We start from the raw sequence: 13051 nt of genomic DNA, 5'->3' as shown, positions 1-13051 counted from the left end.
CCAATAAAAAGACCTCTCTCATGAACATAGCATACCTAAATTCAAACGATTATTCATTCTTTTTTGGTGCTCAGGATCAACTTGAACAGTTGATTAAACAATTACAAACAGATAAACATAAAAATTGTGAACATGGTGACATAGAAGATTTTATTAACAAGGAAGGTCAGGAAATTTTAAGACGACTACTGCAGGGCTGGCTAGATTTAAAAGCCGCCAACGAGGAAAAAAGAAGCTGTGTTAACACCGTTTCAGGAGACAAGCTGAATTATGTCCGTACAAACACCCATCGTTCGCTGAATAGTTTGTTTGGTCAGGTCACTGCCACCAGAAATGGTTATAGTCAAAGAAATAAAGACAGTTTATTTCCTATTGATGCTGAACTGAATTTATCAACTAACAGTTACAGTGATGGTATTTATTTCAGAGTGTCTAAAGAAGCCATTCGAGGTTCATTCGATGATGTCGTTGAAAGTATTGATAGTACAACTGCTGGTCATGTGCCCAAAAGACAGTGCCTCAATATAGTGAGAGATGTTGCTCAGGATTTTGAAGGTTTTTATAAGAAAAACGATTTATTGAACCCGAAAAACATCAGATTTTCTGGTCTTAACCTTTGATGGAAAAGGGATAGTTATGCGACCTGAAGGTTTAAGAGAATGCACAAAGAAAAATGCCCAGAAGAATAAGAAGCTCAAAAGTCGTCTGAGTCAGGGAGAGAAAAAGACCGAAAACGTATGGCACAAGTGGCTGCCGTTTATACCGTACAATCTCATATTCGTGCTGCTGAATCTATTATGAAAGTAGCAGAAGATGATAATGTCGTTCCTTTTCGAACCCCATTAGAAATAAGCGGGTTTGGGCGAGTGTTGAGCGAGAGGCAGAAACTGTTATTGAAGAAGCATTTCAGGAAGCACTACAAAGAGATCCAAAACAAAAGAGGGAATGGGTTATTTTAATTGATGGTTTACCTCACCAGATCAAACTCATCAAAAAAGTGATGAAGAAACTGAGCATCAAAGCAACTATTGTAATGGACTTTATCCATGTCTTGGAATATCTCTGAAAGCAGCTTGGTGCTTCTTTGATAAAGGTGACGAAGCGGTTGAGGAATGGATAGCTGAAAGAGCAGTCAAAATACTTAATGGCCATTGTTCACAAGTAGCCAAAGGGATCAGACTCAGTGCCACAAGACGGAAAATAGAAAGTAGAGAAAATATTGATAAATGTGCTGATTATTTACTAAAAAATAAAGAGCGGTTGCAGTATGGCATCGCATTAAAAGCGGGTTATCCTATTGCCAGTGGCGTTATTGAAGGTGCATGCCGTCACCTCATTAATGACCGACTTGATATAACCGGTGCTCGTTGGAGTCTGCAGGAGCAGAAGCAGTATTGAAATTACGCTCACTAAAATCCAGTGGTGACTTTGAAATGTATTGGAAGTTTTATAAGAAAATGTCAAAAAAAAGAAATTATGATTTTTTAGAGGTTAACAACTTTGGGCAATGAATTTTGTCGTTTTAAAGGAACTACACCCTAACCAATTTGACAATGTTGTTTCATATTATCCCATTCATCTGGGGTCAGCTTTCTTGGTGCTTTCAAAATTGAATCAGGAATGCCTATTTTCCCTGTATCATGCATGGGAGCTGCTAATTCCAATAATTCAGCCTGTTCTTCTGACCAGCCTGCTGCTTCCGTTAGTACCCGTGCATAAGCCGCCATACGCCAGATATGCACGCCGGTATCCGTATCATTATAGTGACCGGCTTCACCCAACATATAAATCGCTTTCTTTTGACTTTCTTCTAATTCCTGAGCACGAACTAACGACAGATGTGTTTTTACCCGCTTCATTACAATTGGAGCAGACACCGGTTTTTGAATATAATCAACAGCACCGGCATTAAAACCACGCACTTCATCTTCCAAGTCTCGCATGGCGGTAATAAAAATGACCGGAATATTTTTGCTTTGCTCATCAGCTTTTAGTTGTTCACAAACTTCATAGCCATTCATATCCGACATCATGATATCTAATAAAATAAGATTTGGTTTATGCTTGGCCGTTGCTTCCAAGGCTTTTTCACCACTAGAAGCAAAAATTAACTGATAATGATCTTTTAAAATTTGCCGAAGCACTTGCAGGTTATTGGGCTCATCATCAACCACTAGAATTTTTTTCATTATGCTTTATTCTTCCTATCTTAATTCAAGTTTCTGAGCTAATTCTTCTAAGCGCATAGCGGCTTTATCAAAATCAAAGACATTAATTTCTTTGCGTATTGGCAACAAGTCTGCCGCAACAATGTATTCTGCTAATTCTTCAAGCACCGGCTCTATCACATCGGGATTCAGCTCATCTAAGGCTGATAAAAACTCAGCAACTAAATGCTGCACTTTTTCTTTATCAAAGTTTTTTATCACCGTCATATTATCTCCCGGTGATTTCAGCTTATTAATGGCCTGAGAAATTGAATTCAAACAAACATCGAGCTCTCTCACACTGGCTGCGATCAGTTCAGTTTGTTGCTGATTTAATTGTTCATCAATTGTTACGCTCAAGTCTACGATTAAAAACATGCCCAAATTTCCCGCCAAGCCTTTCAATGTATGCGTAATTTCATGCGGACGTTTTAAGTCTGCTAAGTTGTCATTCAGAGCGTCTCTTATTTTAACCGCATCATCCACATGTCGCTGTGAAAAATCAATCAAGGCGCGTAGATAAACATCCGATTTCTGCCAGTTATACAGTGCTTTTTTATAATCAACCAAGCCATTTAATGATGAAAAGTCAATGCTGTATTTATTAATTTCAGCGATACGAATAGCTTCACTTTGCACCCGTTTACCCAAGCCTTCTGGCACGATGCTTTCCATAACATCAAAAAGATAGTCAAAATTCACGGGCTTCTCAACAATATCATCTATTCCTGCATCAAAACATTGCTGAAACTTTTCTCCCATCAAACCCGCCGTCAGTGCAATGATAGTAATATGTTTAGAGTCCGTTTTAGAGCCCGTATTAAAGTTGCTCTGCTTTTCTAACTCACGTATAGCTAAGGTGGCTTCAATGCCTGTTTTTTCTGGCATTAATAAATCCATTAAGATCAGATCATAATCATTTTTCTGACTTTCCTCAATGGCATCTTCACCATTTTTCACCCAATGAACTTGATGTCCCTGATGCTCAAGACGAAGTATAGCCAATGTTGCATTAGCTTCTATATCTTCAGCTAATAGCACTTTAAAAAGCCGTGGTGAGAGGGGCTTTGTCTTGACTAAATTATTTTCAAGTGAAGCATCACCAGCAAAGAGACAATGACTAATATCTTTTGCTTCTCTCATCTGCACTGTAAAATAAAATATTGAACCGACTCCCAGTTCACTTTCAGCCCATATTTCACCCGACATCAGTTCAACAATCTGTTTGGATATTGTTGTGCCAAGTCCTGTCCCACCAAAACGCCGTGCAATACCTTCATCAGCCTGAGAAAACGAATCAAAGACTCTACTCAATTGCTCGTTATTCATCCCAATACCAGTATCAGAAATGGAAAAATTAATCATGTCAGACTCTTCAGAATTTTTCACAACATTTTGGACGGCAATGGTCACTAAACCTTTTTCTGTGAACTTGATGGCATTGCCAACCAAATTTAAAATAATTTGTCGTAAGCGAGAAGGGTCGCCTAAAAAAAAGGTGGACAATGAGCTAGCATATTCAATTTTTAGATGCAGATTTTTTTCCTGGGCGTGAAAACTTAGAGTTTTTAAGGCATCAGCAAGCGCATTGGGTAAATGAAAACAAACTGTTTCTAGATCAAGTTTGCCACTCTCTAATTTTGAAACATCGAGAATGTCATTAATAAGCCCCATCAATGATCGAGATGAATTAGCAATTGTTTTAACATAATTGCGACTCTCTTTACTCAAAGTTTCATCCTGTAGCACAATATCAGAAAAACCAATAATGGCATTCATTGGGGTTCGTATCTCATGGCTCATATTAGCCAAAAAACTTGCCTTAGTACGATTAGCCGTTTCTGCTTTATCTCTGGCAGAGAGTAATTCATTTTGTATTTTTTCTGCTCACTAATATCATTAATAATCCCCGTAAAAACATGCCGATTATTTATTTTCACATGACTCACTGAAAGGTAAATTGGAAATAAGCTACCATCTTTGCGTAAGCCTTGTACTTCTCTACCTGTACCCACAACATGAGCTACACGCGTTCTCATAAATGTTTCTAAATAACCATCATGTGCCTCATGGTAGGGTGATGGCATTAGCATAGAAATATTTTTTCCAATCACCTCTTTCGCGTGCCAACCAAACATTTTTTCAGCTGACTGATTAAACGCTTCAACCTGACCAATACTATCAATTCTAATGATTGCCTCAGCTGCCGTATCAAGCACAGCCCCCATCAAACCATAACTTTCCTGCAAGGAATGGCGCATTGAGTTAAAGCTACGGCTCAATGCTTTTAGCTCTGAGCTACCGTCTTCTGCTATGCCGACTGACAATTTACCCTTGGCATATTCATTTGCTGCATGTTCTAATTTTTTCAGGGGTTGAATGATCGCTTTCGTCCCTTTACGTGCCATTCTGATGGCTAAAAATATCATCAGTAAAACCATTATCCGAGAAGCCCACATCAGTTTACTACCAAGTGTTGTCGCAACCTCAACGTCCTCATCAAGACGTCGTTCTAAATTCTTTGTCATTTTGATGAGCAATATTGAAAATTCATCATTCAAGGGACGTAGCTGTGATAAAAATAAGCGTCGAACCTGAATGCCATCTGGCACCACAGCAATCTCTTCAACATTTTTTTGCTGTTCATTTATATCATTCAATAAACCCTTCAGTTTAAGCAGTTGTTTTTTTTCATCTTCAATCGTATTAGTATGACTGGCTTGCTGATCCATTTTATTAACTGCAAGCCAAATTTCCTGCCATATTTTATCTCTTTCCTGTTTTGAAACATTAGCCCTCAAAAGAACCGCTTCTTGTAAAATAATTTGAGAACGCTGTAATTTCAGGCCAATGGTATGCAGTAACTCGACGCGAGGACTATTCTCTAATACCAGTGAAAAAACTTTATGGGCGAGTATTTCATGGGTCAGTAAACTTAGAATGAGGAAAAAAGCACCTAATAGTGCAATAGACAAATGTGAAGACAATAGCTGATAACCAAGACCTTGTTTAAACAGCTTAAATTTCGCTAAGAGTTTCACCTCAAAAAATCTTGGGTGGCGTAGATAGGGTAAACGTTTCGGAGGTGTTGAAGCTTCTCATGGATGGTCATTCTTTAGCGCCTATTATTTTATTTACTAATAAAATAATAGTCTATATTCTATAAATGTCGAACAAATGTGTTCGTACTATTATACTCCAAACATCTTACTCAGAATAGTTATAATATTTGTTACGAAATAAAATAATGTGCGCCGGACTAATAACGGTCGCCTGAGGTGGTTCCTTGTCATTAGGGGGTGTTGGATTATCCGGCGTCGTATCTAAAAGATTTTTATCTGACACTTCAAAGTCATCAAGCAGCCATTCGGTGTTTTCAGTATAGGCCGCATTTGCCCAGCCTAGGATATAGCCTGACTTAAGCCCCGCAGGGGTATTATTATCCGGTACTTTTATGACCGCATTAAGTGCTTCATGAAGTTTAGTATAGGTGGTTTCATTAGCCCAACGACGATAGGTTTGCACTATACCATCACTGGCACCCGGGCTTGATTCTACTTTGACGTGCCAGACAATTTGCATCCAGCGGCCACGATCCTGGGTAGAAATAAAAGGTAAACGCTGTCTTGCCCCACCACTGCCTTTATAACCACCCGCACTATAAGAGAACCATAAATCGGCTCCAGTGCCATCTTTCGAGCGACTCATGCTCAGCCAAACAGAGGAACCATCACCCTTAGCACTATAGCCATCTGACCAGATAGAAAAGAATTTATTAGGCCCGCTTACGGGGCCAAAAGTGAAGTTTTGTGGTACTCGAACCCAGAATTTTAGCCATAATTCAGGGTAAGCACTGCCTAGATCAAAGCGTTGTTCTGATTGAGCCTGCCCTGCTTTATAATAAAACCGCAGGCTATTGTCACCGCTATAAGCCGTCCAGTCTCGGCCATCATTCACCGAGTTATAGATGCTTTTACCGTTAAACAGTACCGTGTTACCCTCTGTGGGATGTTGGGTAACGATACTGGTTCTATTGAGATTGCTCCACTTAAAGCCATTGGCATCTGTACTGCTCATGTCGGCAGATTCAAAGGAGTCTTTAAAGGACGCTGCAATTGATAATACAGGAAAGCTAATGAGTAAAAATAATAGGCTACTTATAATATTAGCACGGTGCATCATTGTCTCAGGCCTGATCAGTTGAAGTCATTTGATCATACGCTGAAACATTGGCCTCAGTCTCAGAAGCCTATCACATTCAGGAGAGTAGGCGTATTATTCTGCAATTCCCTGACTGGCAAGATACTCATCATAAGTACCTTTAAAATCAGTGATACCATCTTCTTTCATTTCTATGATACGCGTCGCTAGAGAAGAGACAAATTCACGGTCATGACTGACGAAAACAAAAGTACCTTCATACATATCCAAGGCCATATTTAAGGATTCAATGGATTCCATATCCATGTGATTGGTTGGCTCATCCATAAACAGCACATTGGGTTTTTCGAGCATTAATTTGCCGTAGACCATACGCCCCATCTCACCACCTGAAAGCACTTTGACTGATTTTTCAGTATCGTCGCGGGAGAATAATAAACGCCCCAAAATACCACGAATGCCCTGATCATCATCACTTTTTTGTCCCCATTGATCCATCCAGTCGAAGAGGCTCATATCAGCTGCAAATTCATCGACATGCTCTTGTGGATAATAACCAATATCAGCATTTTCTGAAAATTTAACGCGGCCTGATTTTGTTTCCAAATCATGGATCAAGGTACGTAATAAGGTGGTTTTACCAATGCCATTGGAACCAATAATGGCAATACGTTCGCCCACTTCCACCAGCATATTTAAATCTTTGAATAACAATTCATCAAAACCATTACTGAGGTTTTCTATCTCAAAAGCATTGCGATAGAGCTTTTTGTTCTGCTCAAAACGAATGAAGGGATTTTTTCTGGAAGACACTTTAATATCATCCAACTCAATTTTATCCAAACGCTTACGACGTGAAGTGGCTTGTTTGGCTTTTGATGCGTTGGCAGAAAAACGCTCTACGAATTTTTGTAAATCAGCAATTTCTACCTTCTTTTTCTCATTCGATTGCAACTGACGCTCACGCGCTTGAATTGCCGCGAGCATATACTCGTCATAGTTACCAGGGTATATATTGATCGAACCATAATCTAAGTCAGCCATGTGCGTACAGACACTATTGAGGAAGTGACGATCATGAGAGATGATGATCATGGTGCAATTACGTTCGTTTAAAACATCTTCCAACCAACGAATGGTATTAATATCCAGGTTATTGGTCGGCTCATCCAGCAACATGATATCAGGTTCGGAAAATAATACTTGTGATAATAAAACCCGTAGCTTAAAACCTGGGGCAATTTCGGACATCGGGCCAAAATGTTGCTCAACGGGGATGCCCACACCTAATAATAACTCCCCAGCTCTTGATTCAGCCGTATAACCATCCATTTCGCCATATTGTACTTCCAGATCAGCCACACGCATGCCTTCGTCTTCACTCATGTCTGCATTGGCATAAATTTTATCGCGTTCTTCTTTGACCAGCCAAAGCTCTTCATGTCCCATGATAACGGTATCGATGACACTGTATTTTTCAAATGCAAATTGATCCTGACGTAGCTTACCCACCCGCTCTCCGCTTGAGATAGTCACCGTACCGCTGGTAGCATCTAAATCACCACCGAGGATTTTCATAAAGGTTGATTTGCCACAACCATTGGCACCAATAAGACCATAACGGTTTTCATCACTAAATTTGACCGATACATTTTCAAATAACGGCTTGGCGCCAAATTGAATGGTGAGGTTTGCTGTTGATATCAATGTCTTGTTCCTGCTCTCTAATCTTTTTTGCGATATTGCTCGATGCGGTATTATCCTGCATTAATTAGAAAAAATCCATATACTACTGGGCAATCCTTGGGCTTATTGACGATATCTGCAAATATTACGGGAATAGCTCCATAAGAAATACGCTCAAGTTATTTAATTTGATAAAAAAAGCAAAAAATATTAGACATATTGATAAAAGTACACTATTCTAGGTAAAGAATTAAATTTAAGGAGAAAAATTATGCCCAGAGGTGGTAAACGTAGCGGTGCAGGACGCCCTAAAGGAACCGGAAAATATTCAGAGCCCACCAAGGCTATTCGTGTGCCGGAAAGTATGGTCGAGCGTATTTTAGAATTTGCCCGTTCCGGTGGATTTAAACTGCCTCTTTATGGCGGTAAAGTCGCCGCTGGCTGTCCAGCGCCCACCGACGACTATATTGAAGGTATGCTGGATTTGTCTGAACAGCTTATTCGCGATCCGGCCAGCACCTTTTTTGTTCGGGTCACTGGTTATTCCATGATTAATGCCGGCATTCATCCTGACGATATACTCATTGTTGATCGCAGCATAGAAGCCCGTCACGGCAAAATCATCATCGCCGCAATTGATGGTGAGCTTACGGTTAAACGCCTGCATAAAAAAGCAGGTGAAGTACGCCTGATGCCCGAAAATGATGATTTTGAGCCCATTGAAATTGCCCCGGAAGAAACCTTACATATCTGGGGTACGGTCACCAATGTCATCCATACGGTTTAAAGCTAGCAATCAAGGATAATATTTAGGATAATTCCAGCCTGATTTAATCTATCTCACTCTATTTAACCTAAAATAATCAGTTGAATCGTAGCAAGAGCGACTTAGGTGCTGAAGATTAAGGGTTTTACAGGTTATTTTGGTTTTATTCGTAGTCACCCTACGGGTGAAGTCAAAATGTTCTGGAAAATCCTTAAGATTCAGTGCATAAGGCGGTCGCAGTAGGTTCAACTGATTTTTTTTAGGTTTAACGCCCCAATCATTTTAGAGCCAGAATAAACTTGGCCGGGAATATCCATTATGTGGTTTAAAAACCTAAAGATTTATCGTTTTAGCAAGCCCTTTTCTATTGATTCTGAACAGCTGGAAACTCAGCTAGCAGAAAAATCATTTCAGCCCTGCGGTTCCACCCAAGCCTCATCCTTCGGTTGGGTAGCACCACTAAGCAGTAATGATAACGATAGCATTGCACTGACTCATAGCATCGCTAAAACAACCATGATTTGTGTACGCCTAGAAGAGCGCATTCTTCCTTCCAGTGTCATTAACGACAGCCTCAATGAAAAACTCGATGCTATTCAAACTGAAACAGGGCGTAGGCCCGTTGGCAAACATAAGCAAAGCATCCGTGATGAACTCATACTCACCCTTTTACCCAAGGCTTTTACACGCTCAAAGCGAAGCTATGCCTATCTGGATCAAGATGCACAGCTACTGATCGTTGACGCCTCCAGCAATAATAAAGCTGAAGAATTGGTAGAGTTATTAAGGCAAACCCTGGGTAGTTTGCCTGTCATGCCTTTAAAAACAAACACCTTACCCATCCTTTTAATGACCAATTGGCTAAAAGGTAATGACTTAAAGGATGACTTTGAGATCAAAGATGAGTGTGAATTACGCGAAGCAGATGATGAAGGCGCAATTTTACGTTGCAAACGTCAGGATCTCAGAAGTGATGAAATTCAAATGCACTTAGATAATGGCAAAGAAGTGACTAAATTGGCGGTGAACTGGAGTGATAGGCTTGAATGCATTATTGAAGATGATTTATCGATTAAACGCTTAAAGTTCTCCGATGAACTATTAGATCAGGCTTCTGACGATGGTGCCGAAGATGCCGCCGCACAGTTTGATGCCGATTTTAACCTCATGACAGGTGAGCTTGCCCATTTTATTCCTCGCTTAGTCGAAGTATTGGGTGGCGAGCAAACTTCTGCAATTAAAACATAAGCACTAAATTCTATATGTGCTATATCTATAGGCATTAGCTCTATAAGAATCAAACTCAGTGAGCCAGGCTATCTTTATGCTTTATTTTGCAGATTTTACGAGTGCCAGCAATGTGATATAGTGGACATTCTTCACTGAGAAATTATAATAATTATTGACAGGGATAGCGATTCGCATGAACAAAAAATTCACCCTTATATGTCTTCTAGCTGGACTCAATACTGGCATTTATTCATCAGCCATTGCCTCTACTATGGAAGATGCACAGCAAGCCTACGACAAAAACGACTATCCCACCGCAACAATTCACCTAAAGAACCAGCTTAAGAAAAGCCCTAAAGATGCTCAGGCACGTTTTTTACTCGGTAGTATTTATTTAACAACAGGAAAATTGCAAGCGAGCCTAAAAGAGCTGGGACGAGCCCATAATATCGCCCCTGAGCAAGCCAATATCATCTTTCGCTATGCCGAAGCATTACAAGCAGCCCAAAAGTCAGACAAAGTGCTTGAAATACTCAATATACCTTTCAACAATCCAAAGGATGATAGCAAACGCCTCAGTTATCGTGGCTTTACTTATATCGCAAAAAATCAATTGGCTGATGCTAAACAAGCTTTTGAACAAGCCAATGCGAAACAAACAAGTGCCAATGCCTATAATGGCCTTGCCACACTTGCCTTACTTGAAAAAGACTATGCTTTAGCTACTCAACAGATTGAAAAGTCACTGTCGATTAAGCCTGATAATATGGCTACCATACAACTCAAAGCAAAATTATCAAATCTCAATAATGATTATGAATCAGCACTGAAACTTTATGATCAACTAGTGAAGAAAAACCCTAAAAACCTCAGTTATCGCCTTGAACGTGCGGCAACATTAACCATGCTCAATAAAGATCAATTAGCTAAAAAAGATCTCAAAATCATACTGGATAAAATCAAGCTTCATCCGCAGGCCAATTTTATCAAAGCACAAATTCTCTTACGGGAAAAAGATTTTGTCGGTGCGCAAAAAGCAGCTCAGCAAGTCGTCAATGTTGCACCAGGGCACATGCCTGCCGCCTTTATTCTTGGCGCAGCCAACTTTGCATTAGGGCAATACAATCAGGCTGAAGAATACTTAACCATCTATTTATCCTCTAATGTGCAAAACCTGAAGGCGCAAAATTTACTGGCCAACGTCTATTTAGTGCAAAACAAAACCAAACAGGCCTTAGTCATTCTAGAGGGTATTCCCGAGCAACAATTAAATAATAGTCCCTTATTATTAGTGAGTCTGGGTAACGCTTATATCCAACTGAATGAAACAGAAAAAGGCTTACAGCGCTTAAATCAAGCACAAAAACTAGACCCTGACAACCAAAATATTAGGAAACGCCTTATTGCAGCACAATTTCAATCAGGTGAATTGGACAGTGCCATTGATGAGCTAGAACAATTAGCCACTATTCAAGAAACAACAGACAATAAAACCCCAAATCCAACCAATTATTTATTGCTTATTTCCTATATTAAAAACAAGCAGTTGGATTTGGCTAGCAAAAAAGTCTCTGAACTACTGAAGAAAACTCCCGATGATACCAAGCTATTAAATATTAAGGCGCTCATTGAACAACTCAATGGTCACACCGATAAAGCGATAGCACAATATCAGGCCATCATAAAAAAAGATAAAGACAATATCCCAGCTTATATGGGTCTTGCTCGCGTCACCGCCCTAGAAAAAAATTGGTCAGAATCAAAAAAATATTTCCAACAAGTGCTCAAAATAAACCCAAAGGCAATTAAGGCTTATTTGGGACTTGCTGCCATTGCAGAAAAACAAAAGCAGCCCAAAAAAGTTGAACAATACTTCTTTGATGCCATCGAAAAAAACAAGGATAACATTCCATCACAATTAGCCATTGCCGGCTTATTGAGTCGGTGGTATCAGAGTAAAAAACAACCAGAAAAAGTTTTAAAACTCGCTGAAAAACTGGATAAGCAACATCCGAACACACCAGAGATACGTTCTTTTCTTGCCCGTGCCCAACTAATAAACAAGCAACAGGGACGCACTGAACGCACTCTCAAAGGCATTATTACCTTCGACAAAAAAGACTTAAAACATCGACTATTATTAGCCAAAATCATTAGTCAGGATAAATCTCGCATTAATGAAGCCATTGATCTTCTAGACGATGCGCAAGTCCACCACCCCGACTATCAATCCATTTATACCCTTAAAGCAGGCTTATTTATTCAACAGGAAAACTATATTGATGCCCTAGCCGTTGCAAGCACTATGCAGAGAGAATTTCCTGAAGTAAACACCGGCCTACTACTTGAAGCTGATATTTATCGGGCACAAAATAAATTTGAAAAAGCGCTGCCTATCTATCAGGCAGCCTATAAAAAAGAACAGGGTAAAAACAAAAAAGTATTTGCTGCCATTATCGATATCTTAATCGCACTCAAACAGAAAGATGAGGCCATTAAACTATTATCCGAAGAAATCAAAAAATCACCTGATGATCTGAATAGTTTATTTAAATTGGCATCGCTCTACCATGAGAAAAAGTTTTTAGATCAAGCCGAAATTTATTATCAGCTCATCATCAAAAAAGATCCTAATCATGTCATTGCTATCAATAACCTTGCCTGGATAATGATTGACAATGATGTGAAGCAAGCAGTCATCTTAGCCAAACAAGCCCATGATTTAGCACCTGATTCAGCAGCCATTATGGACAGCTATGGCTATTTTCTTGCCCGCGATGGCCAATACCCGAAGGCAATTGAACTCTTAAAGATGGCCACACAAGGCCTGCCAAAAGACAAAGACATTCAATACCACCTAGCCTACACATTGCATAAAATGGGCAAGACTGATGAGGCTCAGGCAATTTTGAAAAATATTATTAATTCAAAAGAAGCTTTTTCAGAAAAAGAAAAAGCAGTAGAATTATTCCAAGCCATTAAATGAGTTGCATTTTGGTAT

Annotated in this window: 7 protein-coding genes and 2 pseudogenes; 4 read left to right on the top strand and 5 right to left on the bottom strand. The window is 39.6% G+C overall.

The features are described from left to right. Nucleotides 1-20: 20 nt before the first annotated feature. Nucleotides 21-1511: pseudogene (locus JEU79_RS11145) on the top strand (ISKra4 family transposase). A 30-nt stretch (nt 1512-1541) separates the two neighbouring features. On the opposite strand, the pseudogene JEU79_RS11140 reads toward JEU79_RS11145, so the two are convergent. From JEU79_RS11140 to JEU79_RS11120, 5 genes and pseudogenes are all read right to left on the bottom strand, one after another. Then, nucleotides 1542-2189 (bottom strand): annotated as a pseudogene (locus tag JEU79_RS11140) (response regulator); the annotation flags it as partial. A 15-nt stretch (nt 2190-2204) separates the two neighbouring features. Beyond that, entirely contained in the window at nt 2205-4010 is a 1806-nt protein-coding gene (locus tag JEU79_RS11135; RefSeq protein WP_246540569.1) for an ATP-binding protein, read from the bottom strand. Beyond that, the gene (locus JEU79_RS11130) at nt 4007-5194 is read right to left on the bottom strand and encodes a PAS domain S-box protein (protein ID WP_198264184.1); all 1188 of its coding nucleotides are present in this window, start codon (nt 5192-5194) and stop codon (nt 4007-4009) included. Before JEU79_RS11130 ends, JEU79_RS11135 begins: the two co-directional genes overlap by 4 nt. A gap of 220 nt (nt 5195-5414) precedes the next feature. After that, entirely contained in the window at nt 5415-6389 is a 975-nt protein-coding gene (locus JEU79_RS11125) for a hypothetical protein (protein ID WP_214660551.1), read from the bottom strand. 93 nt (nt 6390-6482) lie between these two features. Next, a complete protein-coding gene (locus tag JEU79_RS11120; RefSeq protein WP_198264182.1) occupies nt 6483-8075 on the bottom strand; it encodes an ABC-F family ATPase in 1593 nt (530 codons plus the stop codon). A gap of 250 nt (nt 8076-8325) precedes the next feature. On the opposite strand from JEU79_RS11120, the gene JEU79_RS11115 reads away from it, so the two are divergent. From JEU79_RS11115 to prsT, 3 genes are all read left to right on the top strand, one after another. Then, nucleotides 8326-8841, top strand: a complete 516-nt coding sequence (locus tag JEU79_RS11115; protein WP_198264181.1) for a LexA family protein — start codon at nt 8326-8328, stop codon at nt 8839-8841. A 297-nt stretch (nt 8842-9138) separates the two neighbouring features. After that, nucleotides 9139-10068 (top strand): recombination-associated protein RdgC, encoded by a 930-nt coding sequence (rdgC, locus tag JEU79_RS11110; protein ID WP_198264180.1) that lies wholly within the window; start codon nt 9139-9141, stop codon nt 10066-10068. Between the two features lie 175 nt (nt 10069-10243). After that, nucleotides 10244-13036, top strand: coding sequence for an XrtA/PEP-CTERM system TPR-repeat protein PrsT (gene prsT / locus JEU79_RS11105; protein WP_198264179.1), 2793 nt, complete (start codon nt 10244-10246; stop codon nt 13034-13036). Nucleotides 13037-13051: the final 15 nt, after the last annotated feature.

The sequence above is a fragment of the sulfur-oxidizing endosymbiont of Gigantopelta aegis genome, assembly GCF_016097415.1.
GTDB lineage: Bacteria > Pseudomonadota > Gammaproteobacteria > GRL18 > GRL18 > GRL18.
The sequence above is the reverse complement of the archived record's forward strand: the minus strand, read 5'-3'. Positions and strand labels throughout refer to the sequence as shown.